At 64.0% G+C, this 24,126-nt stretch carries 19 protein-coding genes and 2 pseudogenes; 7 read left to right on the top strand and 14 right to left on the bottom strand.

Going from position 1 to position 24,126, the window contains the following annotated elements; translation table 11 throughout:
- Positions 1 to 41 precede the first annotated feature (41 nt).
- Both E5206_RS06260 and E5206_RS06255 read left to right on the top strand, forming a co-directional pair.
- Positions 42 to 746, top strand: a complete 705-nt coding sequence (locus E5206_RS06260) for a helix-turn-helix domain-containing protein (protein WP_136321743.1) — start codon at positions 42 to 44, stop codon at positions 744 to 746.
- A complete protein-coding gene (locus E5206_RS06255; RefSeq protein ID WP_136321742.1) occupies positions 724 to 1,554 on the top strand; it encodes a hypothetical protein in 831 nt (276 codons plus the stop codon). The genes E5206_RS06260 and E5206_RS06255 overlap by 23 nt, the downstream gene beginning before the upstream one ends.
- 202 nt (positions 1,555 to 1,756) lie before the next feature.
- Here E5206_RS06255 and E5206_RS06250 read toward each other — a convergent pair whose 3' ends face one another.
- Positions 1,757 to 2,971 carry an MFS transporter gene (locus E5206_RS06250; RefSeq protein ID WP_136321741.1) on the bottom strand — a complete coding sequence of 405 codons (1,215 nt, stop codon included), beginning with the start codon at positions 2,969 to 2,971 and terminating at the stop codon, positions 1,757 to 1,759.
- 236 nt (positions 2,972 to 3,207) lie between these two features.
- On the opposite strand from E5206_RS06250, the gene E5206_RS06245 reads away from it, so the two are divergent.
- Positions 3,208 to 3,681 (top strand): hypothetical protein, encoded by a 474-nt coding sequence (locus E5206_RS06245; protein WP_136321740.1) that lies wholly within the window; start codon positions 3,208 to 3,210, stop codon positions 3,679 to 3,681.
- A gap of 91 nt (positions 3,682 to 3,772) precedes the next feature.
- Complete coding sequence (locus E5206_RS06240) at positions 3,773 to 5,191, top strand: hypothetical protein (RefSeq protein ID WP_240689997.1); 1,419 nt, start codon at positions 3,773 to 3,775, stop codon at positions 5,189 to 5,191.
- 287 nt (positions 5,192 to 5,478) lie between these two features.
- Here the strand turns inward: E5206_RS06240 and E5206_RS06235 are convergent, their stop codons facing one another.
- From E5206_RS06235 to E5206_RS06215, 6 genes are all read right to left on the bottom strand, one after another.
- Positions 5,479 to 6,213 carry a GAF and ANTAR domain-containing protein gene (locus E5206_RS06235; protein WP_136321739.1) on the bottom strand — a complete coding sequence of 245 codons (735 nt, stop codon included), beginning with the start codon at positions 6,211 to 6,213 and terminating at the stop codon, positions 5,479 to 5,481.
- A gap of 8 nt (positions 6,214 to 6,221) precedes the next feature.
- On the bottom strand, positions 6,222 to 7,532 hold the full coding sequence (locus tag E5206_RS06230) for a MinD/ParA family protein (RefSeq protein ID WP_136321738.1): 1,311 nt from the start codon (positions 7,530 to 7,532) through the stop codon (positions 6,222 to 6,224).
- 126 nt (positions 7,533 to 7,658) lie between these two features.
- Positions 7,659 to 7,802, bottom strand: a complete 144-nt coding sequence (locus tag E5206_RS19195; protein WP_168709277.1) for a hypothetical protein — start codon at positions 7,800 to 7,802, stop codon at positions 7,659 to 7,661.
- A gap of 66 nt (positions 7,803 to 7,868) precedes the next feature.
- Positions 7,869 to 8,297, bottom strand: coding sequence for a hypothetical protein (locus E5206_RS06225; protein WP_136321737.1), 429 nt, complete (start codon positions 8,295 to 8,297; stop codon positions 7,869 to 7,871).
- Complete coding sequence (locus E5206_RS06220) at positions 8,290 to 9,315, bottom strand: hypothetical protein (protein ID WP_136321736.1); 1,026 nt, start codon at positions 9,313 to 9,315, stop codon at positions 8,290 to 8,292. Before E5206_RS06220 ends, E5206_RS06225 begins: the two co-directional genes overlap by 8 nt.
- The gene (locus E5206_RS06215; protein ID WP_136321735.1) at positions 9,312 to 9,827 is read right to left on the bottom strand and encodes a hypothetical protein; all 516 of its coding nucleotides are present in this window, start codon (positions 9,825 to 9,827) and stop codon (positions 9,312 to 9,314) included. The genes E5206_RS06220 and E5206_RS06215 overlap by 4 nt, the downstream gene beginning before the upstream one ends.
- 93 nt (positions 9,828 to 9,920) lie before the next feature.
- Between E5206_RS06215 and E5206_RS06210 the strand changes: the two genes are divergently transcribed.
- Entirely contained in the window at positions 9,921 to 10,121 is a 201-nt protein-coding gene (locus E5206_RS06210; RefSeq protein WP_136321734.1) for a hypothetical protein, read from the top strand.
- Positions 10,122 to 10,142: 21 nt separating this feature from the next.
- Here E5206_RS06210 and E5206_RS06205 read toward each other — a convergent pair whose 3' ends face one another.
- The 5 genes and pseudogenes from E5206_RS06205 to E5206_RS06180 all read right to left on the bottom strand — a co-directional run bounded on the left by E5206_RS06205 (position 10,143) and on the right by E5206_RS06180 (position 17,637).
- On the bottom strand, positions 10,143 to 11,351 hold the full coding sequence (locus E5206_RS06205; protein ID WP_136321733.1) for an acyltransferase: 1,209 nt from the start codon (positions 11,349 to 11,351) through the stop codon (positions 10,143 to 10,145).
- A 97-nt stretch (positions 11,352 to 11,448) separates the two neighbouring features.
- Entirely contained in the window at positions 11,449 to 12,264 is an 816-nt protein-coding gene (locus E5206_RS06200; protein WP_136321732.1) for an MBL fold metallo-hydrolase, read from the bottom strand.
- A 503-nt stretch (positions 12,265 to 12,767) separates the two neighbouring features.
- Positions 12,768 to 12,992 carry a hypothetical protein gene (locus tag E5206_RS06195; RefSeq protein ID WP_136321731.1) on the bottom strand — a complete coding sequence of 75 codons (225 nt, stop codon included), beginning with the start codon at positions 12,990 to 12,992 and terminating at the stop codon, positions 12,768 to 12,770.
- Positions 12,993 to 15,358: 2,366 nt separating this feature from the next.
- Positions 15,359 to 15,640, bottom strand: a pseudogene (locus E5206_RS06185) (IS1380 family transposase); the annotation flags it as partial.
- A 173-nt stretch (positions 15,641 to 15,813) separates the two neighbouring features.
- Positions 15,814 to 17,637, bottom strand: a complete 1,824-nt coding sequence (locus E5206_RS06180; RefSeq protein ID WP_136321729.1) for a right-handed parallel beta-helix repeat-containing protein — start codon at positions 17,635 to 17,637, stop codon at positions 15,814 to 15,816.
- 450 nt (positions 17,638 to 18,087) lie between these two features.
- Between E5206_RS06180 and E5206_RS06175 the strand changes: the two genes are divergently transcribed.
- Together E5206_RS06175 and E5206_RS06170 are read left to right on the top strand one after the other, a co-directional pair.
- Positions 18,088 to 19,212, top strand: coding sequence for a glycosyltransferase family 4 protein (locus E5206_RS06175; protein WP_168709275.1), 1,125 nt, complete (start codon positions 18,088 to 18,090; stop codon positions 19,210 to 19,212).
- 289 nt (positions 19,213 to 19,501) lie between these two features.
- Positions 19,502 to 20,468: pseudogene (locus E5206_RS06170) on the top strand (IS110 family transposase).
- A gap of 248 nt (positions 20,469 to 20,716) precedes the next feature.
- Here E5206_RS06170 and glmS read toward each other — a convergent pair.
- A complete protein-coding gene (glmS, locus tag E5206_RS06165) occupies positions 20,717 to 22,609 on the bottom strand; it encodes a glutamine--fructose-6-phosphate transaminase (isomerizing) (protein WP_136321727.1) in 1,893 nt (630 codons plus the stop codon).
- 92 nt (positions 22,610 to 22,701) lie between these two features.
- The gene (gene glmM, locus E5206_RS06160) at positions 22,702 to 24,078 is read right to left on the bottom strand and encodes a phosphoglucosamine mutase (RefSeq protein ID WP_136321726.1); all 1,377 of its coding nucleotides are present in this window, start codon (positions 24,076 to 24,078) and stop codon (positions 22,702 to 22,704) included.
- Positions 24,079 to 24,126: the final 48 nt, after the last annotated feature.

Below are 24,126 nucleotides of genomic sequence, written 5' to 3'. Positions count from 1 at the left end.
AGTGCATTGACACTACCCGTTAGATCCATAACTATTAGTGCATGGGAACGGATAGGGGAATCACCGTCGCCGAAGCCGCGGAACGCCTCGACCGCAGCAAGATGTCGGTCCACCGCCTGCTGCGCTCCGGCCAGCTGACTGCGGCCGGCACGGTCGGCAAGACCATCCTCATCGACCGGTCCACCGTTGAGCGCGTCGCTGTCGGCGGCACGCGTCATGGCCGAGCGTGGACCGCAAAGACCGCCTGGGCAGCCCTGGCGCTGCTCTCCGGCCAGAACCCCACCTGGATTTCCTCCTCAGAGAAGTCGCGGCTGAGGAGCAGGCTGCGCGAGCTGGACGCCAATGCCGTGTGCCTCCTGGCCCGGAAGAAGGATACGACACGACGATTCCGCGTCAGCCCGGACGGGCTGGCGGCCCTAAACGATCATCTCGTCGCCAGCGGGGCAGCCGCGATGCGCGACGGAGCCATGGCGGCAACCTTCGGGTTGTCCGGTGGCGGAGGGATCGCCGAAGGCTACGTCATGGCCGGGGATGCCCAGGCCCTCGCTGACGCATTCGGCATGGTCGAAGACCCCGACGGCAACGCCATCCTGCACGAAGTGGACATCGCCGAACCCTTCGCCGACGGCCGGGCCCTGGTCGCGGCCATCGCCGTGGACCTGATGGGTTCCCTCGCCACCCGTGAGCGCAGCGCCGGCCAGCGGGTCATCACCGGACTTCTCCATGTCGGAGCCAGCCATCGCTGAAGGCTCGGTCCCGCCGGATGACACGCCCGATGACTGGCCCATGTGGGATGTCCCCGTACCGCCGGGCGGCTGGGGTATCCCGTGGCCGCAGTGCGTCGAGCTGGCACGGGCACTGCCCTCGACCCAGTGGACCCTCGTCGGCGGGCTCATGGTGCAGCTGCACTCGGCCGCCGCCGGACTCGCCGTATCCCGGCCCACGGCGGACGTCGACATCGTGCTGCACATTGAGACGGGCGCGGCGACGACGATGTCTGTCGCGGCCGTCCTCCGGTCGCTGGGCTACGAGCTTGAGCCTTCCATCGACGCGTCGGCGCCGGCGCACCGGTTCGTCCGCGGTGACCAGCAGATCGATGTGATGGTCGCCGACCACCTGGCTCCGAAGATGCTCCCGACCCTCGGCGGCCGTAGGCCTTTCCAGGTCCCCGGCGGCACCCAGGCCCTGCGGCGGACAGTCAACTGCCGGATGACCGCCGACGACGACGGCCCGGTGCTCATCAGCATCCCCAATGCCCTCGGCGCACTGGTTCTGAAAGGCGCCGCCTATCGGGAAGACTCCCGGGACAAGGACCGTCACCTCGACGACGCCGTCGTGTTGTGCGCGACCATCAGGAACCCGCTGATCACGGCACGGCAGATGAAAGGCAGTGACAAATCCCGCGTCCTGACTCTGCACGAAGAACTCTCGGACCCCGGTCACCGCTCCTGGCTGCTCCTGGAGTCCGCCGACAGAATCCCCGCAATGGACGCGCTCCGGATCCTGGCCGCCAACCACAGCCTGCCGCCGGCCAACCGGCTCAAGCGCAGCTGACGGCGACGACGGCGGGACGCGCCGGGGCGCTGAGGGCGCGGAGCCTCCCGCCGCTCCCACGCTGCGCCTTGTGCCTGGCGCTGCGCACATTCCCTGTCGCTACCGGAATTCCGGCCGCGACAGGGAATGTGCGCAGCGGAGGGCAGGTTGCGCAGCGAGGGCCAGGATGCGCGTCCCGGGCTCCCAGGCCCAGGGGCAGGCCTCAGTAGTTCCGGCGGTGCTTCAGCCGGGGAATGGTGATGCCGAAGACGACGGCGGCAGCGAAGCCGAGCACCCCGGTGGCGCCCACCCCGGCGCCGAGCGAGGCCGCAGCGGTCACGGCTGAGAGCAGCACCGGGCCGCCGGTGGATCCGGCGTCGGCCATGAACCGCCAGATGCCGAGGAACTGGCCGCGGCCGTTGTCCGGTGAGAAATCGGCCCCGAGCGTCATGTTCAGGCCGGAGCTGATGCCGTTGCCGAAGCCGATCAGCAGCGCCGCCAGCATCAGGCCCACGAAGCCGGTGCTGAGCGGAATCAGCAGCATCGCCGTCCCCATGATCAGGGTGGACGGCACCGCGACCCATTGCCTGCCCTTGCGGTCCATCAGCTTGCCCGCCGGGTAGAAGACGAGCATGTCGATGGCTCCGGAGATCCCGTAGATGAGCGAGGCCTGCGTGGCATCCATGCCCAGGTGGTCGGCCCAGAGCGGGATGACGACCTGCCGGGAGGCCCGCAGCGCGCTGAGCAGCAACACCCCCACCCCGACGGTCAGGAACACGCCGGCGTGGGACACAGCCACGCTGCGCAGCGTGGGCTGCCGGACGGGGACGCCGTCCGCCGCGGCCGGCGCCGCCACGAGGTCCGGAATGGTCACGGACAGGACGGCGGCGGCGGCCATGGCGACGACGCCGGCCCAGTAGGCGCCGGTGATCCCGGAGAACTGCATCACCCCGGCGCCGATGAACGGCCCGATGAAGATGCCGATCCTGGTGACGCCGCCGAGCGTGGACAGGGCCCGGGCCCGGAAGATCACCGGGACCGCCTCGGTCAGGTACTTCTGCCGGGCCAGGCTGAAGACGCTCGCGGCCATCCCGACGACGACCATCGCCGCCGCGAGCAGCCAGAGTCCCGCCGGGAGCAGCGCGGACACGGCCGCGGCCGCCAGGGCGAGCGCGCTGGCGGCCGCGGCTCCGACGATCGCCCAGCGTTCGCCGAACTTGAGGGTGATCAGCGAGGCCGGCAGGTTGAAGAACCAGGAGCCCAGCCCGATCAGGGTGACGACCAACGCGGCGACGGCCACCGAAGCGCCAAGGTCCCGGGCGGAGAGGGCCACCACCGGCAGGATGGCGCCTTCCCCGATACTGAACAGCAGGGCGGGCCCGAACGCGGGGACGGCGATGCTGCGGAGGCTGAAGGGTGCGTGGCGTGTGGTGGTCATCCCCTTCATCCTAGGCAACTGTCACCTGACGGTGCACCGGGTTCCTCGGGGACGGCACGGCAGCCGGTGCGCTGAACACTCTTGAGTAAACCTTGGGTTTTCCTTGGGTTTTCCTTGGGCCGCACTTGATCTGGGCCCGCAAAACTCGATACATCGGGGCCTGAAAAGGCGCCAACGGTCTCTGCGGCTTCCGCATTATTGGTCTCGCGGACTACGCACCTACGAGGGGAATTGACATGACGAAGGTTATTGGACGTAGAAGGCGCATCGCGATCACCACGGCCGTACTGCTGGCCGTCGGAGGCGGAGCGGCATTCGCTTACTGGTCCGCCATGGGCAACGGAACGGGCGCCACTTCGGCCGGAACCAGCACTAGCTTCACGGTGACGACCACCGCAGCCACCGGCGGCCCGCTCACACCCGGCGGCCCCGCCCAGACCGTGGCCTTCACAGTCACCAACCCGGGCACCGGATCCCAGAATCTCGCGGCGGTCAGCGTCACAGTGGCCAAGTCCGATGGAACAACGTGGGACACGGTCTCCGGCTGCACCGCCGCCGATTTCACCGTGGGCACACCAACCTTCACGCCCGGCGAGATCGCTGCTTCGGGCATCAAGACGGGTACCGTCACGGTCTCCATGATCAATCGGGCGCAGAACCAGGACGCGTGCAAGAACGTCACGGTACCGCTGTACATCGCCGCAAGCTAACACCACACGGCTGATGCCCGGCTGGAATCTGCTAGTCTCGCGCCTAACTGCTGGCAGAAACATAAGGCACCAGCCCGTCAGAGAGCCCCAGATGCCAGGCACACGTGAGTCCAGCTCCGCCGGAACCCGCCACGGGTTCCGGCAGGAGCTGGACTTATTTGTGCGCCTGATCGGCCATGGAGCACTGGTCAGCATTGCGTTGGTTCTCCTCACGCTGATCGGCGCAACGGCCGCGACGGCCTACTGGCAGGCAACGGGAAGAGGCGTGGGAGCGGCCAGCGCCGGCACGCTGGCAGAACCCACAGGCGTCTCGGTGCCATCCACCAGCATGTCCAGCGTTCCCGTCACGTGGGCCGCCGCGGCCGGGGCAACCACACCCACCGGGTACTACGTCACCCGCGCCACCGGTGCCAGCACCCTGGCGGCCTGCGGCAGCAGCCCCGCCACACTCATAACTGGTACGTCCTGTACGGACACCGGGGTGCCCGACGGCGCCTACACGTACAAGGTCACCGCGGTCTACCGGTCCTGGACGGGGACCAGCGCCGCGAGCGGTACGGTCGCCGTTGCCACGGCCACCAAGACGGTGTTCACCGCGCAGCCAGGCAATGTCCCGGCGGGGGCGTCGATTGCGCCGGCCGTCACCGTGGCCGTACAGACCGCGTCCGGCGCGGCCGTGCCCGCCGCCGGCATCCAGGTGAGCGTCGCGATCGGCACCAACCCCGGCGCGGGAACCCTCTCCGGCACACTCACAGCGGCCACCAATTCCTCAGGGGTTGCCACCTTCAGCAACCTGTCCATCAATAGGGCCGGTGCCGGGTACACCCTCGCCGCGTCCAGCACCGGCCTGATCTCCGCCACCAGCACGGCCTTCAACGTTGCGGCCGTCGCCAGAAAACTTGCCTTCACCACCGGCGCCGTCACGGGCCAGGCCTCGGACAGCGCCACCCTGGGTTCCATCACAGTGCAACGCCAGGATGACACCGGTGCCCCTGTCACGGTGGGCACCACCACGCTGAACCTCGGCTCCACCGGAACGGGCGTTTTCGCCGCCACCTCCGGCGGTGCGGCTATCACACAGATAACAATTCCGTCCGGGACGTCCACCGCCACGTTCTTCTACGGCGACACCAAAATGGGCACGCCGTCGATCACCGTCAGCACAACAGGACTCACCGGCGCCTCGCAGTCCGCCACCATCACGGCCGCAGCCGCGAGTGCCCTCGCCTTTGGCCAGCAGCCAACTACCACCGGGAACGGCGCCACCATCACACCGGCGGTGACCGTCCTGGTGGTTGACCGTTTCGGCAACCAGACCGACGACTCCACGGCATCGGTATCAATGGAGGCTACCCAGCGCAACCTTAAGGGAACCAAATCCATCAAATCCATCCACGGTATGGCCACGTTCAGCGATCTTTCCATCAATGGAAAAACTACCGGGACCAGCCTGGTGGCGAGCAGCCCAGGGCTGACGTCGGCAACCAGCGTGCCCTTCAATGTGACCTGACCGGACGTCGGCAAATACGTTTAGACCGTCAAGGCATGAGCCCGAGGCGCCCGGCGACGTTGTCGATTCCGGCGGCGCGCCCGCGGAGGCCGTCCCCCAGGAATGCCCCTGGCCCTGGGCCGGCGGCACCATCCCGTCTCCATGCCTGCCCCGGCCCGACTGGCTCGCAGTAGTTGCCGTTTTGGGCGCTCAAAACGACAACAACTGCGAGCTAGTTGGGTGGGCGGGTGGGGCACGGTGGGCGGGGACGGGCGGTGGGCGGGGCTGGGAGGTCGCGGTGGGCAGCGTCACGCGTCGAAGTGGGTGCGGACTTCTCCGCCCGGCAGGTTATGCAGGATTCCGGCGGCGACGTCCCTCAGCTTCTGGTTCCGGTTGCTGGAGACCCTCGTCAGGATGGCCATGGCCTCGTCCTGGGAACAGCGGTTCTGGGCCATGATGACGCCGCAGGCCACGTCGATCGAGGTGCGGTGCTCCATGGCGGCCTGCAGGTCCTCCGCGCGGGACTGGGCCGTGCCGATCCGCACGGCCAGGCGCAGGGCCCGGCCGGCGAGGTCCGCGAAGCCCGCGGCCCAGGCAATGACGTCGTCGGTGAAGACCCCGGTGGCAGAGGCAAAGAAGTTCAGCGCGGCGGCCGCGTCCTCGCCGATTTCCAGCGGAACACCGAGGGTGCTGCGGCATCCGTTGGCGGCGAGCTGGAGCTGGTAGTCCGGCCAGCGAGCGTCCTTATCCACATCGGCGAGCAGGACCACGGACCGGGTCCGCAACGCCTCAAGGCAGGGGCCGTCGCCGATGCTTTGTTCGATCCGGTCCAGGGTGACGGCCCGCTGGCTGCTGCCCGCCACCGTCATGGACCGCTTCCGACGCCGGAGCGTCACCCCGCAGTCGATCTCCGCGCCGACGGAGTGGGTAAGCGTGGCCGCGGAGAATTCCGCGAGACGGTCAAGGAAGTCCTCGACGTTCCCGGTGCCCATGATGAGGTCCTGCAGCTGCAGGACGGCTTCATTCCCGGCATAGTTGACCATGCCTAAGCCTAAACGAACCCGTCCACGATCGCGGCGGCGATCTCCTTGTAGGCCCGCCGTGTTTCGGGGCGCAGCACGTCCAGGGTGACGAGGTCGCCGTCGGCCACTCCGCGGTCGTGGGGAACGGCGATCAGCTGCCGGCAGATGCCGGACAGGTGCTCCTCGATCGCGTCCTTGTCCACCCGGGAGGAGACCTCGTCCTTATCCGTGATGACCACGATCGCGTTGCGGGCCAGTTCCTCGTAGCCGTGGCTCGCCAGCCAGTGCAGGGTGCTGCGGGCGCGCTTGGCCCCGCTGACGGCATAGCCCGACGCGATGATCAGGTTGTCCGCAGACTGCAGGATCCCGCTCATGGCGTTGTGCGTGACGCCGGTTCCGCAGTCCGTCAGGGCCACGGAGTAGTAGCCGGAGACGAGTTTGCGGATCCGCAGGTATTCCTCGGCGGTCAGCGAGTCGGAGACCTCGGGGTCCTGTTCGCCGGCAATCAGGTGCAGCCGGCCGGCATGGTGCATGTACCGGGCCAGGTCCGTGAGCGAATCGACCGAGTCGATGTTCTTGAGCAGGTCCGTGATGGTGCGCGGGCTCTGCTGCTGGTAGAGGCCCTCGCCGAGGGCGCGCTCCACGAGGTCGCCGGAGTCGGGGTTCGCGTCGATCGCGCACGGCGGATCGCCGCGGTATTCGGCCAGGGTCAGTCCGACGCCGACGGTGGTGGACGTTTTGCCGATCCCGCCCTTGAGGCTCAGGACGGCGGTGTTGTAGCTGCCCTGGAGCTGGCGGGAGATGCGCCGCGCGAGCTCGTCCTCCTCGCGCTGCCGGGCGCCGGGCCCGAGGTTCAGGCTGCCGCCGGTCATCTTGTAGAGGGCGCCGCGGAAGCCGCCGCGGGGCCGGGGCTTCTGCTCGCGGACAAAGAGTCCCGGTGAGCTGATGAAGTCCGGGCCCGGGGTGGCCAGTGCCGCCGCGCGGCCGGCGGAGCGGGTGGAGCGTGCGGGCTGGGCCGGGACCGCGGGCGCCGTTTCGGGCAGGGCCGGGGCGGCGGCCAGGGCCGCCCGCGGCGGAAGCGGTGCTGTATCGGTGGAAGCGCTGTCAGTGGAAGCGCCGTCAATGGCCTGGGTCGCGTCCGCGGCGGCGGCGGCCTCGGCCCAGGATCCGCTGCGGACCGGAGCCACCGGCTGGTTGCCGACGTCGTTGGGCGTGATGATTGGCATGGTTCCCGTCCGGGGGTCGGAGTCATCGCCGCGGCGGTCACGCCGGCGTCGGAGTTCGGGCTGCTCTGCCTCGACGGCAGCGTCAGCAGAGGTGGTGTCGACCGGTTCTGGCATACGTGTTCCCCTAGGACTCACAGCGCAGGCCGCTGCAACGCTCGTTTGAATAGGTCCAAGGTCCAAGTCTAGGGGCAGGCGGCAGCCTCAACCGACGCGCCGGTGGCCCGGAGCCGGCGAGTCGGGTCACCGCTGCAGCGCGATCACGACGACGGCGGCCGTCACCACGGCGAGCGCGGCCAGCCCCGCGTACGCCAGTGCCTGGAAACGCCGTCTCCGGGATTCCCGTTTTGTATCCCTGGCGTGGTATCTGCCCATGTCAGTCCGCATATAGGGGATGGTACCTGCCCGATGTTTCGGGTAGGGACAGTCCAGCGGTTTATGTCGAAAATCGCCTCAGGGCCGGGACGGCCCGGTTTCGGCCTCGATCATTTCGCTGATGCGGCGCAGCGTGTCCGGTGACAGATCGGCGAGCTGGCGGGAGGCGAAACTGCGGACTTTTGCGGCGCGCATGGTCCGCAGCAGTTCGAGCTGGGAGGTGATCCGGTCCGGGAGCTCGCAATTCTCTTCCAGCAGGTAGGACCCATCCACCTGGAAGAACCTGGCCAGGTTGGCCAGGAGTCCGCGGTCACGCGGTTGCGGACCAGTACCGGCGCGCATGTACTGCCATCGCGCCCGGGACAAGGGCGTTCCGGCCCGGTCCATTGCCTCGGCGATGTCCAGGTAGCTGTATGGCTCCCCGCCCTCCGCCACCATGGTGTCCATCAACAGGTCCAGTTTGCGGGCCAGCGTCTGGCTGCTTGGAAGTCCTCCGGTGTCAGGCATGGTGCTCTCCTAAATCTGAATGGCCCGCCGCGGCGGGGCTTCCGGTCCTGGCTCCGGACGACGCCAGGCGGCTTTCGGCCTTTTTCAATTTCAAGGCGTCTTCGGCGGTCAGCCCGGTTCCTCGGCCGGCCAGGTTGGCGTCGTGGATTTCAATCAGCATCCGGTGCGCCCGCTGCTCGGCCGACGCCGACACACTGAGGGGTATCAGCTGCAGGTTTGCCGGCCCTACGGTCCGCTCCCAGACCGCACGTATCCACTGCCTGGCCTGCCGTCCGCGCCAGCGGGCCAGCCGGCTTGATACCGCGGGAATGGCAAGGCCGATGCCAATGCAGGCCGTGCCTGCCCCCCTGGCCGCGGCATACCAGGACGCCAGGGCGGCCGCCGCATGCGGGTCCCTTTGCACGTAGCTGAGCAGCAGCGCGCCAAGGTACAGGATGGCCATGGCTCCCCCGATGATGATGCCTGCGGCGACAACCCTGAAGCCGGTTTTCATGCCGCCGGTCATCCGCGGGACGTACCTGACGCAGGTACGGGCAAGGTGGGCGAACACCCAGAGGAGATAGAGGATGAACGTCAGTTCAAAGAGCACGTAGGCGGTGGTGACCTCCTGCACGCCGGGCCTCCCATCCAGCAGCATGGGCAGGTATGCCCCGAGCCCGGCTCCGGCAAAGGTGGTAAGTTGCGCGGCCACTGCCACCACAAAAACGAGAAAGGGCTTCGCGTTGCTCGTTCGGCAAACGCCGTCCGGGACCGCGGCACTCGCCAGCGCCGAACCGATGAAAAACAAGGCCGTCAGCATCATGAGGTGGCTGGCCAGGCCCCCTACCAGGACAGTGGATGCCACGCCGGGACCGAATGTTGCGTAGGCCAGCATCAACACCGGGCGCATGTTCGCCAGGACAGCCAGCAGGGCAAAGAGGCAGCCGAAGAACACCGGATCCCGGCGGTTCTTCAGCAGGGAGGGGAATCGGACGGCAACAGCGACGCCAAGAACGGCCACGGCAACCAGTTGCATCATCCGAAGACCTCGTCGAACTTCTTCAACCGCTTAGAGGAGGGACCGGACAGGCGGATCCGCTCAGCCAGCAGATCGGCAAGGATTTCCGCGGACATTTCCGTGACGGAGCCCTGTCCGCTGCGTTGCAGCGCGCGCAGCACCGCGTTCCCGTCCAGCTGCGGGAAGATCCCCTGGAACTGCGCGGCCGGGAAGTCCTCCTGCTCATGGTTGAGGAGAATATGGCTGAATTCGTGCAGGATGATCTGGTCCCGGTGCAGGCCTTGCGCCGCTGACGCGTGGAAGATGAGCTCCATGTCGTCAAGGCCGAACCACAGCCCGCAAACGTCGCTGCCATTGAGGTCGCTCGTCTCCCGGATGACCACCCGACGCCCACGGAGCGTCTCCACGTACCGCCGGATGGTGTCCAGGCTGACCGTGTCCGGGAGGTCCAGCAGGGCATTCGCCGCAACGGCGATCCCCCGGGCTTCGTCGTAGTTGGCCGCCAGGGAACCCTCCGGCTCAGGATTGGACATGCCCAAACCTTACCTTTTTGTACAGGCCGATTTCACTTCGTAACAAAGCAGACTGCGGCATGATTATTGGACATGTCTAATTGTAGATTAGGCATGTCCAATACCCGGCTTGCAGTACCAGCCGGGCGGCACGATCCACTGGAGGAAGCGTTGAAGCACGGCTACACCATGGCAGACGAGGTCCGCAGGACCGCGCGCCGCCGCTTTTGGCGGATGGCTCAATACGTGGGGCTCGCCCTGTTGGCTGCCGCCGCAGGATCGGTCGCCTACCTCGCGCTGATCCGCCAACACTGAGGCCCGCAACCCGGAAGGTGTTCAGTCCTCGACTGTATTCACAGGGCCTGATGGTTTACCGGGAACTAGGAGATTTACCGCTGGCCTGTCGCGGCCCCAACCGGACGGCACCATTCGGAGGACAGCTGCGCGTGTCCAGTGGCGTGCCGGGGTTTCGAACCAGCGGAAGACGGCGATACTCAGGCCCACCGTGCCAGCCATGAGCAACCAGCCCGCCCCTTCGGGCGGGTCCGCAATCATGAAGATCATCATCAACGGCGCATGAATCATGTAGAGCGCGAAGCTTGCCTCGCCAAGAAGAATCATGGGCCGCCTCGCCAGGAAGCTGCGGCGGCCTGCAGGGTTCACGGCCAGGCCCAGGATAAGCACGGCAAAGAGCGGGCCCATCAAGACGTAGGCCGGGGCAACCGGCTGAAACAAGGACAGCAGCGTCAGCGGGACAAGAGCTGCCGCCAGCACGAGGCGGCGCCGTGAGCCCCGTGACAACCATTCCCGGCCGCCCCGGAGGAACACGATGGCCGCCGCTATGCCCACGAGGAATTCAAACAGGTGCAATACGGGGAACTGGTACACCAGCAAGCCCACTTGCTCTGCCGGGGCGAACGAAATGGCCGCCCGGATCGCCAGCATCTGGAAGATCCACGCCCCGATCAGGATGTAGGCGATGTGTTTGAACCTCAGCTTGCGAAGCTTCACGATCAGGAGGGGAAACAAAGCGTAGAACAACACCTCACAGCCGATGCTCCAAGCCGAGCCGTTCCACGGCTGGGTCACGGCGGCCACCGGGAACCACGCGGTTGTCATGGTCGCCTGAGCCAGGAAACTGGTTCCAAGGGCGAACGGGCTGGCTTCCTCCAGCGAGTACCAGTCCAGCAGGCGGCCCGAATCCGGGTGCGTGGCGGCGTAGCTGACACCAATGGCCCCGAGTCCGAGCGCGAGCAGCGTTACCGGATAGATTCGGGCGATCCGGCTGGCATAGAACCTGGTCCGCTCAGCGGAGCCGGACAGGCCCGGGTAGTTGTACGCCAGGATGAACCCGGACAACACGAAGAAAAGGGCTACCGCCGTTCGGCCGCCGTCGAGGAATTCGATCACGCCGGCGGGAACTGAAATCAGCCCTCTGTGGTTGAAATGCGATATCAAGACCGCTAGTGCAGCCAGGAACCGCAACCCGGTTAACGCAGGCAGTGTCGTATCACCACGGATGGGTGCAGCAGTATATCCCCGCATATTCCCCCAATAGAGACCGGATATCTGCCGCCATCCTACCCTTGCGTGGCAGCCCGGGAGCTTGCCCGTTAGGCGCGCCCAAGCGTCCCCGAACGGCTCAGTGCTGCGCCCGGGTCTCCTGCAGCCGCTTGATGAACCAGCGGGACTGTTCGGGTCCGTAGGGCAGCACCGGGATCGCCTTGGTCGCGTCGCTGGGCGTGTCGCGGATGGACTGGACGGCCTGCCGCACCGCGGTGGACATGGTGTTGGCCATGGTCTTGACGAACTGGTCCCCGCACGGCTCCCCGTGGCCGGGAATCAGGAACTCGTAGCGGTGCCGGAGGGCGGAGAGGTGCCGGAGGGCGTCGGCCCAATCTTCCGGGTAGGAATCCTCGAAGGACGGGTGCGAGCCCTGTTCCACGAGGTCCCCCGTGTAGAGGGTGGTGCCGGTCCCCACCAGGAGGTCGCCGTCGGTGTGTCCGCGGCCCAAATAGAACAGCGTGGCGCTCTGGCCGCCGAGGTCCACCAGGACCGGCTGGTCCTTGACGATGGCGTTCGGCACCACCAGTTCGACGTTCTCACCCTGCCCGGCCGCCATTTCCGGTTCCCCGGACTCCACGAGCCGGCGCTGTCCGTCACCGTTGTCCTCGATGGCGGCAGCGCAGTTCTCGTGGGCCCAGAACTCCGTGACGCCGTCGTCGGCGAAGACCGCATTGCCGAAGAAGTGGTCGTAGTGGGCGTGGGTGTTGACGACGACGAGCGGCAGCTGCGTCTTCTCCCGCACCGCATCGAGGATCTCGCGACCCTGCCGGGGTCCGCCGCCGGTGTCGATCACCATGGCGCGTTCGGTCCCCACCACCAGGCCGGTGTTCAGCAGGGATCCCTGGGTTGTCAGTACGTAGTTGTCCGGACCGACCTCGAGCCATCGTGACATTAAATCTCCGTAATTCCGGCGGTGCTGCTGCGTTGCTGCGATGTTCAGGCCTCGATTCTACCCACGGGGCCTCAACGCCGGAAGGAAGCACCCGCCGTCGAGGCCGCGAATCGGGCAGCGGTTCTCCTCGCCTGTCGGTGGTATACATCTGAACCTGGGTACCGAGACGGGCGAGGTCTCGGTACCAGGCGGCCTAGAACCCCTGTGCTCGCCTGACGTTCGTTGGTCTTCCAAACTTTGGCACTAATCTTGAGTTTTAGGCAGCGTTTTTCATCCGGGCATCGTAAATGTAGCCGTTGAAGTGGCGGTCGATGGCGGCCAGGACCGAGACCGAGGTGTCGACGTCCTGGAGCGCATCGGTTGCCCAGTTCACGGCACGGGCGGTCAGATTCGCCCGGGATCCTGCCGGCGGGTGCTCTTTCGTTGAACGTTGTCGTCGGGCAGCCCGGATCCGCGCATCGCCAGACACGCTTGGCCCACAGCAGCCGCACCGGGCGGCCGAATCAGGGGATGTCATGGAGCCGGACCTGCGGACGGCCCTGCCCGACGGCGACGACACCGCACTCAAGGCAGCCCGTGATGCCCTCGCCGGTCTCGACGCGCAGAAGGACGCCGGTCCCGGTTGCCGTGAAGGAGCTGACGGGGCTGACGGGGCTGACCTCGACATCGAACAGGGCATCTGCACGCTCGCACCAGCGCCCGCCCGCACAGGAAGTAGCTTTGGGCATATCAGGAACTCTTCTGAAATTGAAAGCTTCGTCGCTACCAATTCAAAGAGACCCTGGCCTCTTTCCCGCCGCACTATGCCGCGGCGCCAGCGTCAGACCGCCCTGACCATGCTTATCTGCGAAGGGCTGCAGCCTCTCATTCGGCGCCCTCGGCGGGTTGCCAATGAGAGGAGCGTCCAACGGGCTCATCCGCGAGTATCTGCCAAAGGCCATCGACCTGACCAGCCGCCAGCCCGTCCTCGACTCCATCGCAGAGGAGCTCACCGACCGCCCTTGGCTTCCTTGGGCTACTTCGCTCCGGGGGAAGTATTTACCAGGCTACTCAAGGAAGATGTCGCGAAGACGGGTTGACGCTGCCGAGTACAGTCACCAGAAACCAAGTAATTGAGCCACCCGAAGCAAAATAAATAAGGTACAAGATACCCGCTTTAATAGCAGTCGCATTTCTTAGGATCATTCTATTCAGGTAATGGAGGAACAATCTGTAAAGGTGGTTGTGATGGGCTCGCCGTTCAAAGGACTGATCAAGGGCCTACGAGGATCAGAGAGTCCGCGCACCGACAGTATTGTCCGCGCAGAATCCGCGACGGCAGATGTTAGTCTCACCGATCGTGGCAGACATACAGCTGAAACCGATCCAGCATGTGAAGGGGCCCCAGCCCCCCCTAGATTAAATCGAAGGGCACTGCTGTCTATGGGAACGGCGGTCGCCGCCGGCACTGGGGCCGTCGCGCTACTGTCAAGTAGTCCCGCGCAAGCCGTCACTCCATTACCAGGGCGCGTTGGGACAGTCGTCCCGGCCGCTGGAGTTGCGACGGCCGGATACACTCTGCGCAACCAAACTGCGCTGGCCCGTGGAGCAGTCGTGTTCACCCTTGATGACGGATATTCGGATGCCCTGAGTCTGTTGGATTTTCATGAGACCTTGGACCAACGGGTGGCATTAGCGATCACCTGTGGCTGGATAGGCCAGCCCGGGAAGATGACTGCCGAGCAGGTACTTGATGCATGCGTCAGGGGACACGAAATCGCCAACCATTCCACGAGCCACGCCGATTACGTGACCTTGACTCCTGACCAGCGCGCAACTGAGACGGACACTTGCTCGGATTGGATCCAAGGCCTAACCGGGCAACGCCCGTCTACGTTTGCCTACCCGTTCGGCTCGTGGAACGCCGCCTGCGACCAGGAGCTGTACTCCAGGTTTCGAAGTTGGGGCGTGACTCTTTCCCCGACTACAAATCTGCCGTCATGGACCAATTTGGGGGATAGTTTTCCTCGATTTTACCGGGTTGACATTGAAAATCCAGCAAATTTAAATCGAGCTATGGCCCTTGTCCGCAAGGCCGCAGCTTCGCCAATAATCGTTTCATTTTATTCTCACCAAATTGACAGACCTGGAATATCAACCGTGGACCAGTATAGGACTGTGGCGCAGTTGGCCTATGATCTTAGCGTACCCACGGTCCTACCTCGAGACGTATTTGGATCAGCCGGGATAATATCTGACCCATCCTTTGAAGAACCTGGAATCCCCACGTGGTTCGCTTCTAGCACAGGCACTGCTGCATCAAGCGATTCAGTTACTGCATTGTCTGACGCGGGAATGTTTGGCACGAAGGTGCTGGCACTGACAGCAACGAGCGGCTCTCAGGCGGTTCGTTCTCAGGCAATTCCGGTGACAGAATCTGTCATTTACCGACTCGCTGGCCGAATTCGCATTGCCAGCGGGAATCTGCTTAGTAGAGACATTGAATTGTCCATCAAATGGCGTAATGCTAACGAAGAGGCGATTTCAGAAACCTCCTTCTATCCAAATATGGGATCCACATGGTCCCGATTCGAAACCGATGTCACGGCACCAGCAAAATCGCGATTTGGATATTTGAACTGCATTCTAGCTCCGGGGAGTGCACGTTCGGGGACGGTGTACCTTGACCACATAGACATCCGCGTGGCTGGCCACGGATCTCTAGGTTAGCCCAAATTTTGTATGGTTCTGCGGGTTGAGGGGTCGTGGGCCCGGCGGTGTGGACGGTGGTCAGTTTGCCGGTCTTGGGCAAGGCTGACTGCCCCTGATGTCTCCGGGGTGGGTGCGGGATTCCACTTCTCCCATCGCTGTCGGGGCCTTTCCTGGTGCGGCGGGCGGTCCGTGCCCGTCTTATGTCAGGGCGGTGACCGGTGGCTTCGCGAGCCAGGAAATCGCCTCGACCAACGCGGCAACGAGGCTCTTATCGGGACTGGCCTGCGGGAGCAACAGACGTGTGCATCGTCCGTGGCGGGTGATTTTACCGGCCGTCGCGAGGAGCCGGTCGCGCCAGCGTTGCCGCCCCAGAACCTGGCCCGTCCCGAGTAGGGCAGGCCGGCAGTTGCAGCCATAAGGTGAGGTTCATGGCCAGGGCCGCGGTCTGCGCCCGGGCCTGGTTCGCGGCGAAGGAGGTGAAGGGCAGTTTGCCCAGGCCCGTGCTCTTCAACGTATTGATCCGGTTCTCGCACCGGCCGTGGGTCCTGTGCCGGACGTCCGGGGCCGGTTCGTGCCAGCGGGATAAATTACCCAGGAACGCGGTGATGCGGTGCCCTTCAATATCGAGGAGCGTCAGTATCCCGCAGGTATGCAGTGGCTCGGCGCGCAGGTAAAGGTTCGTGCCCAGGTTAATCTTCTTGTCAGCCGCACACGGTACGGAACCTCCGGGAGATAGGTAGCGCGGTTGCCGTCATGCAACGATTCCTTGTATTCACGGAGCGTTGTCCCGTGGCATTTTACGACGTCCTTCCCGTCGGAGAGCTTCTTTCCCCACTAACAAGACATAGGCGGTATCATTTACGTGCTCATCGTCCGCCCCAGCTCGCACCAGTTCGTGCCGTCATAGACGAACATGAACAGGTCGGTTTTGTTTGCGGCCGCGGAAAGGTTGGGCGCGGATCCGGCGAACTTGAAGTTCGCCGGCCAGATGATCGTCCTGCTCCCGGCGCCGTCCTGTGTCAGTGAAACCATAATTTCAATGCCAGTGTATGGCGCCCCGGCAACCGTCACGACACAGTTAGATGAGAGCGTGTAAAAGAACTTTGCCCCATGTCTGATATCAAGCGAAAGGGTGCTGCCCGACACCAAACCGCCAGCAATCGAAGCCCGCACGTGCACGCCGTAGTTGTTCTCAACAAGGCTGTTCCCCCCAGTCGTCACACCGGCAGTGAACCAGTCGCCGCTAGGCACCTGGTTGTCGGTGATGATGTTGTGGCCGTAGTCCCCCCTGTCATCTATCGCGGTAAGGACCGAGACGAGGCGGTAGGTCGCGCCAGTGACAGCGGTCGCAATGGTGTCCTTCAGCGCGATTTCCGATGGACTGATCAGGGCGGTGACCCGGGTGCGCAGCGCGGCACTGTCCGCACCGGCTCCGGGGATGTTCACCCACCGGCCAACATGGATCTGTTTGAACGGGGCATCGGTGGTGGCCACCAGCCTGGATTCGCCAGCCTTGGCTTCCCCGCCGGAGTAGCTGAGGGGGGATCCGGTTGCCCCGTCTGAGGCGATGACGTCGGAGAAAACGTTGGAGGTGATGACATTAAGGCCTGCAGAAGATCCCTCGGCCGCAACCTGGAAGCCGATGTTATCCCGGAAGCTGTTGCTGGTGATGGAGCAATTGCGCGCATTGACCAGTCGAATCCCAGCCGAGACGCCCTCGGCAGATGCCTGCGCGCCGTTCTGCCAAAAGTCGCAACCCGACACCGTCATCCGGTGGGCTCCCTTGTTGTAGATACCGTCAGTACCATTCGACTCGATGTAGCAGCAGATGAACCGGGTCGAGGATCCGTTGACGTACACGCCGGAGTCCTCTGAGCCCCAGATATGGCAGTTCACCACACCTACGCCGCCGTCGTTGAGGTACATCCCTTGCCGGCAGGACCCGATCCACACGCCGGTGAAGATCGTGTCGTACGTGTAGTAGCTGTTGTTTACGCCTATGCCGCCGCACCCGATGACGTATACATCTGAGACTTTGTTGGCGTGGCAGGTGGCGTCGGCGGACCCCACGAGGGTGATGCCGTCTTCGGCCATGCCGCCGACGAAGATTTCCCGCAACCATACCCGCGACCCACCCCTGACTCGGAGGCCCCCGCCAACCGCGTTTGTGCCGCCGGCCGGGTCGTACGTGTTGACTCCGTTGACGTGGCAGGCGTATTTGGAGTTTCCGGCGAACTGGATCTTCGAAACCGACGAGTAACCGCCCACGGTTAGGAGCCAGTTGGCTCCAGCGGAAGAGTCCGAGAAGGTGTTGCCCTCCTTCCACGCGATAATCGTTGCCATGCCTTCGCCCGCGATATGAATGTTCGGTGACGATGAGCAGTCAACGCCGTTGACGAAAGAGTAGCTACCTCTTTTGATAAAAATTGACCCCCCGCCTGAATAACTCTTCGGCAGCATATCGAATGCCGCTTTCAGCGCCAGATCGTCTGATGAGTAATTGCCCGTGTAGAAGTCGCAGTCCGGGGATTGCCCGACCACGATAACGAGGCCGGGCTTCGGCTTCTTAGTGCCCGTGTCGGAGGAGGTACACGCCGCGAGTGCACCCACGGTCGACATGGCTCCGACGGAGGCAAGGAAAGTCCGGCGGTTGCGCATCTGTGAGGATTCCGGGGTTGTCATCACTGTTCCATCTTGAGGGGGCTTTAGGGTGGGAGGCTCATCATCACGCAATTCCTCAATTATGCCGGGCGTGCTGGGCCTGGACTTACACGCCCCGTTTGTCAGCGGAGTGCAGCACGCAAAAAGCGCATGAGCCAGGCATTCGCCGTTCCTGCCATGAAGGCATGCTGGCCAGCAAATCCGCTGATTCGGTGCGCTTCAGCGCCCGTGAGAGTCGACGTGGTTCGCGGAGCCGCAATACTGATCGCGGCTTTGGCTTTGCCTCAGTTCTAACGGCGTATGGACGCGGTCCTCGTTCGATTGGATCGTTCCGGCGCTTGCGAAGTTCGGCTAACTCTTCCACAGGCAAGGGCTGACGAACACCCGCTCGAGTATTGTGCTTGTGGACCACCTCGATATTCGCGTCGCAGAACAGGGCGAATTTGTGTAAGCGTTGCTACAGTCAGGCACATGAGAATCGCTGTTTGCACACTAACTGGGGCACCAGATGATGTACGCGTTTGGTCCGGCACGCCAGCCCACTTCCTAGAGGGTTTGCGGGCCGTCCACGATGAAGTTGTTACCATTGGGCCGCTCGCGCCTACTGCCTACAAAGCACTAAACAAGTTTGCTGGGCTGACAGGGAAGCTGGGCCGGAAGGTTAACTGGGAGGTTGAGCCCGCCGCACTCCGGTTCTTCACCAAGGCATTTGACCGAGAGGTAGCGCGGGTCAAGCCGGATGTTGTGATTGTCTTGGGCTGGTACCCGCTCCGCTCGGCCAGTGGCATCCCGATCATCTATTGGGGGGACGCCACCATTGGGCAGCGCCTCAATCAGTCACCGCACTGGTCCGGACTGTCCGCCAGGACATCCAAGCAGGCGGAACCACTGGAAGCCGAAGCGTTGCGGGAACTGGCCGGGGTCATGATGCCATCAAGATGGGCGCTGGACGACACAAAGAGTCGGTATGGCATAACCCGCGCCTTCATTGCACCCTTCGGTTCGAACGTCAAAGACCCCGGTCACATCAGCCGGGTTGCGCCAGAAGGCGTCAGGCTCCTCACGATGGGCGTGAAGTGGCACCGGAAGGGCATGGACAAAGCCGTTGAAACGGTTGACGCGCTACAGGCGCGGGGCATCAGCGCTCACCTCGATGTGGTTGGGGTCAATCCCCCGTCGGCCGACTGGAACCGCGAGTATGTCACATACCACGGGTTCATGGCGAAGGCGACGGACGCGGACCGGGAGAAGCTGGGCGCAATGTACCGTAACGCTGACGTTTTCCTTCTCCCCACGCGGAATGACCCGTTCCCAATGGTTCTAGCCGAGGCCGCGGCCTACTCCCTGCCTGTGGTGGCCTCAACAGTCGGCGGTGTGCCTGACCGGGTAGAGTCCGGCATGGCCGGCATCCTACTTGACCCCGAGGCAACACCTGACGCCTACGCAGACGCCGTGAGGTCGGTCCTCAACCCAGACACCTATACAGCGATGAGCACCAGCGCACGCGCACGCTACGAGACTGACTTCACCTGGGAGAGTTGCGCGCGGCGGGTTATCAAAGCCTGCCGCGCCGTCCTGCCTGTTGGGGTTCAATAAGACCGGTTGAGTGCCCCGTTACCTTCTTATAGCCCCCTAACGAGCAAGAATCGGGGTTGTTGGCCTGTCGGCCCCCGCATGGTTTTGCCCCCAGTCGTTGATGATCCGGATGATGTTGTAATCGGGGTACGATAAGCGCCGTCCGATAGGCGCCAGAGGATCGCTGATGGGACAAGACCAGCCGCAGACTCCACAGCGGCAGGCCGACCGTAACGTGGATGCCGAACTCTGCCGCCACAGGACATGCCAGCACTGTCGCGATGGAATCAACTCCTGCAGGGTAGCAGTGATCAAGGACCACCATCTCGTCGATGTCTTCATCGGCGTCGACGTCGGCAAGAGCAGCCACTACGCGGTCGCCATCGACCGGAACGGAAAGAGACTCCTCGACAAGGCACTGGCCCAGGACTCGGCGAAACTGCGGGCCATCATCGGCGGCCTCGCCAGCCATGGGACCCTGGTCGTGGACCAGGCGGCGACCATAGCGCCCTGCCGGTCCCTGTGGCCCGGCCCGAGGGGACCTTGGTCTGCTACCTGCCAGGGCTGGCGATGCGCCGGATCGCGGACCTGCACCCCGGCGAAGCCAGATCGACGCGAGGGACGCAGCGATCATTGCCGAGGCAGCCCGGACCCAGCCGCACCCCCTGCGCTCGATCGCGGTAGAGGATGAACAGGCCGCGGAACTGTCCATGCTCTGCGGTTTCGACAACAATCTGGCCCAGCAGGCCACCGCCCCCTCGAACCGCATCCGCGGCCTGCTCATGCAGATCCACCCGTCGATGGCCGAAATGCTGCAGAAATACCCGACCCCGGACGCCCTGCGCCGAGCCGGCGAGACGCGGGTCGAAGCCCTCGTGGAGGCCCACCCTCTTCACCTTGTCCTGACCTCCATGCCGGCAATCGGAGTCAGGACGGAAGCACGGATCATCACCGAAGTCGTCGGCAAGGACTTCGCCACCGCCGGGCACCTGGCCTCCTACTCCGGATTCGCGCCCGTCACCTGGAGATCTGGCACGTCCATCCGCGGCGACCACCCCTCCAGGAAAGGCAACAAGATCCTCAAACGCGCCCTCTTCCTCTCGGCATTCGCCGCACTGAAAGACCCCGTGTCCCGTGCCTACTACGACCGGAAACCTGCCGAGGGCAAACGCCACAACCAGGCCCTCATCGCCGTCGCCCGCCGCCGCTGCGACGTCCTGTTCGCCATGCTCCGCGACATGGCCCTCTACGAGGCGCCCAACCCGCAGGCTGCCTGACATCCCCCGCATCCCCAGCCGGCCATCCCCTCCGCCGGTCGCTGCCGCCTGCGTGGAACCGGCGCTTCCGCAATCAAGAAAAAGCCACTCGACCGCTTGACAAAGAACACAGGGACACCCCTTGGGGCTTCGCGCCCAAAGCCCAGCTACACGCCGCGTTGAGAGGCCCGGCAGGGATCGGCTTGCTGAGTCGATTCACCGGCAGGGCCCGTTGGCTGGCAGTTTCCCAAGTCAATCGTTTATTGCGGTTATTCTACGGTCACGCTCTTGGCCAGGTTGCGTGGCTGGTCCACGTCAAATCCCTTGGCGGTGGCGAGCTCGGCGGCGAAAATCTGCAGGGGAACCACGGCAAGCAGGGGCGCGAGGAGCGTCGGCGTCGTGGGAATGTAGAAGACGTGCTCGGCGTAGGCCTTGACCGCTTCGTCGCCCTCTTCAGCGATCACGATGGTCTTGGCGCCGCGGGCCCGGACTTCCTGGATGTTGGAGACGACCTTCGCGTGCAGCGAATCCCGGCCGCGCGGCGACGGAACAATCACAAAGACGGGCTGGCCGTCCTCGATCAGCGCGATCGGACCGTGCTTGAGTTCCCCGGCGGCAAAGCCCTCGGCGTGGATGTAGGCGAGCTCCTTGAGCTTCAGGGCACCTTCCATGGCCACCGGGAAGCCGACGTGACGGCCCAGGAACAGCACGGACTTGGCGTTGGCCATCTCCCGGGCGAGTTCCTTGATCCGGCCCTCGTTGTCCAGGATGTGCTGGATCTTGGCCGGAATCTTGCCGAGGTCCGCGAGGACGTCCTTGATTTCGCCCTGGAACATGTTGCCGCGCAGCTGCGCCAGGTACAGGCCCAGGAGGTACGCGGCGGTGATCTGGGCGAGGAATGCCTTGGTCGAGGCCACCGCGATTTCCGGGCCAGCGTGTGTGTAGAGCACGGCGTCGGATTCACGCGGGATGGTGGAGCCGTTCGTGTTGCAGATGGAGATCGTCTTGGCGCCCTGCTCCTTGGCGTAGCGGACAGCCATCAGCGTGTCCATCGTCTCGCCGGACTGCGAGATGGAAACCACCAGGGTGTTCTCATCGACAATCGGGTCCCGGTAGCGGAATTCGTGCGAGAGCTCGACCTCGGTGGCAATCCGGCACCAGCGTTCGATCGCGTACTTCGCCACCTGGCCGGCGTAGGCCGACGTGCCGCAGGCGAGCACAATGATCTTGTTGATGTGTTTGAGCAGTTCCGGATCGATCCGCATCTCGTCCAGGGTCAGCTTGCCGTCGAGGTCCGAACGGCCCAGCAGGGTCTGTGCGACAGCATCGGGCTGGTCATGGATTTCCTTTTCCATGAAGGACGGGTAGCCACCCTTCTCCGCGGATGCCGGATCCCAGTCAACGTAGTATTCCTTGCCTTCGGCCGGAGCACCGAAGAAGTCGGTGATGTCCACGGTCTCGGCGGTGATGGTGACGATCTGGTCCTGGCCAAGTTCCACGGCCCGGCGGGTGTAGTCAATGAAGCCGGAAACGTCGGAGCCGAGGAAGTTCTCACCGTCGCCCAGGCCCACCACGAGGGGCGAGTTGCGGCGGGCGGCGACGACGACGTCGGGCTGGTCGGCGTGCACGGCCAGCAGGGTGAAGGCGCCTTCCAGCCGCTGGCAGGCGAGCTGCATTGCCCGGGTCAGGCCGCCGTTGGAGTTGTCGCCGTCCAGCTCGTTCCGGTAGATGTCGCCAAGGAGTGCCGCGGCGACTTCGGTGTCGGTTTCCGAGATGAATTTAACGCCTTTGTCGAGAAGCTCCAGCTTCAATTCCGCATAGTTCTCGATGATGCCGTTGTGTATCAGGGCCAGCCTGCCGTTGTCGGACAGGTGCGGGTGCGCGTTCTGGTCCGTCGGTCCACCGTGCGTTGCCCAGCGGGTGTGGCCGATTCCGGTTGCTGCTTCCGGCAGCGGACGGGCTTCGAGCTCGGCCACCAGGTTACTCAGCTTTCCCGACTTCTTGCGGGACGAAATGGCCCCGTCGGCTACGACCGCGATGCCCGCGGAGTCGTAGCCCCGGTACTCCAGGCGCCGCAATCCCTCCAGGACAACGTCCAGGGCGTTGTGTCCAGTATTTACCCGGCCAGCCGAGTGGCCCACATATCCAACGATTCCGCACATGGAACCCACGGTACATGCTGACTCAGGCAAAAAGAATTTACATAACCAGCTCAGGCAAATTTACGTGCGAATGCGGGGCTTTCCTCTTTGGCCTATGCCAGAACAGATAATGCCAGTGGTTTCTCCACCCGAGCGTGCAATAGCACCGCATCAGCTATTTGTTCGGCGATCCGTTGTGCCACGTCCAGTTCTGCTGCTTCGACCATGATCCTAACTACAGGCTCCGTTCCGGAGGGCCTGAGCAGCACCCGTCCGTTGTCTCCAAGGGTCGCCGTGGCGACTCGAACCGTGTCTTGAATGATGGCATCGGTTGCAGCCCGTAGTTTGTCGACGCCTTTGACGTTAATGAGCACCTGAGGCATCCGAGTCATAACGCTAGCCAGCTCGGACAATGATTTTCCGGAACGTGACATCTCTGCAGCAAGCTGAAGTCCTGTAAGTACACCGTCTCCCGTGGTGGCGAAGTCGGCGAAAATGACGTGCCCCGATTGCTCACCCCCCAAACTAAAGGAGCCTTCGCGCATCCCCTCCAGCACATAGCGATCACCAACAGCCGTCTCCTTTACAGAGATGCCTGCTTTTTCCATGCCGCGCTTGAGACCCAGGTTGCTCATGACGGTGGCGACCAAGGTATTGCCCGTGAGTTTTCCGGCGGATTCAAGGGCCACGGCCATGATCGCCATGATTTCGTCGCCATCGACAATCCGCCCGAGGTTGTCCACCGCGAGGCAGCGATCCGCGTCTCCGTCGTGTGCGATGCCCAAATCTGCTCGGTGCGCCATCACCGCAGCCTGGAGCTTTTCAAGGTGGGTGGAGCCGTAACCATCGTTGATGTTTAGCCCATCCGGATCGGCTCCGATAACGATGACATGAGCACCGGCATCCTTGAACACCCTGGGGGAACAAGTGCTGGCGGCCCCGTTCGCGCAGTCGAGCACCACGGTCAGACCGTCGATTCTGCATGGCAGAGAGGTCAGAAGATGCGCCACGTACCGATCTTCTGCGTCCGCAAAGCGCTGAATTCGACCCACGCCGGCACCGATCGGACGTGGAGAAAGCTGCGCCAGCTCGGCTTCGATTTGATATTCAAGAGCATCGCTCAGCTTATGACCGCCAAATGCCAGAAACTTTATGCCGTTGTCGTCGGCTGGATTATGCGACGCGGAAATCATCACACCGAAATCCGCACTCAGATCCGCCACTAAGTAGGCTGCTGCAGGTGTTGGGATGACGCCCGCATCGAAAACGTCCACTCCTGCGCTGGCTAGACCCGCAGACATGGCAGCCGAGATGAATTCGCCACTGGCCCGTGGATCACGGGCGATTACCGCCTTGGGTCGCGTGCCCTCCGGAACATTTCGGTGCCCTAGAACGACGGCCGCGGCTTGCGCCAATTTCACGGACAGCTCCGCCGTGATAAGTCCATTAGCCAGACCACGTACGCCGTCGGTTCCAAAAAGTGAGCTCATGGAAGTCGATCCTAGCCCCGACGCTTGAAAGTCCTATGTTAATGCGAA

This window comes from Arthrobacter sp. PAMC25564, assembly GCF_004798705.1.
In the GTDB taxonomy this organism is placed as follows: Bacteria; Actinomycetota; Actinomycetes; order Actinomycetales; family Micrococcaceae; genus Arthrobacter.
This window is presented reverse-complemented; position numbering and strand designations above follow the sequence as displayed.

What these genes read in the sequence shown, in the direction of transcription:
- E5206_RS06230 (WP_136321738.1), bottom strand. Translation starts at nt 7,532, where the DNA reads ATGCCAGAACCGGTCGACACCACCTCTGCTGACGCTGCCGTCGAGGCA.
- E5206_RS06250 (WP_136321741.1), bottom strand. Translation starts at nt 2,971, where the DNA reads ATGACCACCACACGCCACGCACCCTTCAGCCTCCGCAGCATCGCCGTC.
- E5206_RS19195 (WP_168709277.1), bottom strand. Translation starts at nt 7,802, where the DNA reads ATGCGGACTGACATGGGCAGATACCACGCCAGGGATACAAAACGGGAA.
- E5206_RS06260 (WP_136321743.1), top strand. Translation starts at nt 42, where the DNA reads ATGGGAACGGATAGGGGAATCACCGTCGCCGAAGCCGCGGAACGCCTC.
- E5206_RS06220 (WP_136321736.1), bottom strand. Translation starts at nt 9,315, where the DNA reads ATGATGCAACTGGTTGCCGTGGCCGTTCTTGGCGTCGCTGTTGCCGTC.
- E5206_RS06240 (WP_240689997.1), top strand. Translation starts at nt 3,773, where the DNA reads ATGCCAGGCACACGTGAGTCCAGCTCCGCCGGAACCCGCCACGGGTTC.
- E5206_RS06245 (WP_136321740.1), top strand. Translation starts at nt 3,208, where the DNA reads ATGACGAAGGTTATTGGACGTAGAAGGCGCATCGCGATCACCACGGCC.
- glmM (WP_136321726.1), bottom strand. Translation starts at nt 24,078, where the DNA reads ATGAGCTCACTTTTTGGAACCGACGGCGTACGTGGTCTGGCTAATGGA.
- E5206_RS06195 (WP_136321731.1), bottom strand. Translation starts at nt 12,992, where the DNA reads ATGCCCAAAGCTACTTCCTGTGCGGGCGGGCGCTGGTGCGAGCGTGCA.
- E5206_RS06215 (WP_136321735.1), bottom strand. Translation starts at nt 9,827, where the DNA reads ATGTCCAATCCTGAGCCGGAGGGTTCCCTGGCGGCCAACTACGACGAA.
- E5206_RS06175 (WP_168709275.1), top strand. Translation starts at nt 18,088, where the DNA reads ATGAGAATCGCTGTTTGCACACTAACTGGGGCACCAGATGATGTACGC.
- E5206_RS06225 (WP_136321737.1), bottom strand. Translation starts at nt 8,297, where the DNA reads ATGCCTGACACCGGAGGACTTCCAAGCAGCCAGACGCTGGCCCGCAAA.
- E5206_RS06180 (WP_136321729.1), bottom strand. Translation starts at nt 17,637, where the DNA reads ATGACAACCCCGGAATCCTCACAGATGCGCAACCGCCGGACTTTCCTT.
- E5206_RS06210 (WP_136321734.1), top strand. Translation starts at nt 9,921, where the DNA reads ATGTCCAATACCCGGCTTGCAGTACCAGCCGGGCGGCACGATCCACTG.
- E5206_RS06205 (WP_136321733.1), bottom strand. Translation starts at nt 11,351, where the DNA reads ATGCGGGGATATACTGCTGCACCCATCCGTGGTGATACGACACTGCCT.
- E5206_RS06255 (WP_136321742.1), top strand. Translation starts at nt 724, where the DNA reads ATGTCGGAGCCAGCCATCGCTGAAGGCTCGGTCCCGCCGGATGACACG.
- E5206_RS06200 (WP_136321732.1), bottom strand. Translation starts at nt 12,264, where the DNA reads ATGTCACGATGGCTCGAGGTCGGTCCGGACAACTACGTACTGACAACC.
- E5206_RS06235 (WP_136321739.1), bottom strand. Translation starts at nt 6,213, where the DNA reads ATGGTCAACTATGCCGGGAATGAAGCCGTCCTGCAGCTGCAGGACCTC.
- glmS (WP_136321727.1), bottom strand. Translation starts at nt 22,609, where the DNA reads ATGTGCGGAATCGTTGGATATGTGGGCCACTCGGCTGGCCGGGTAAAT.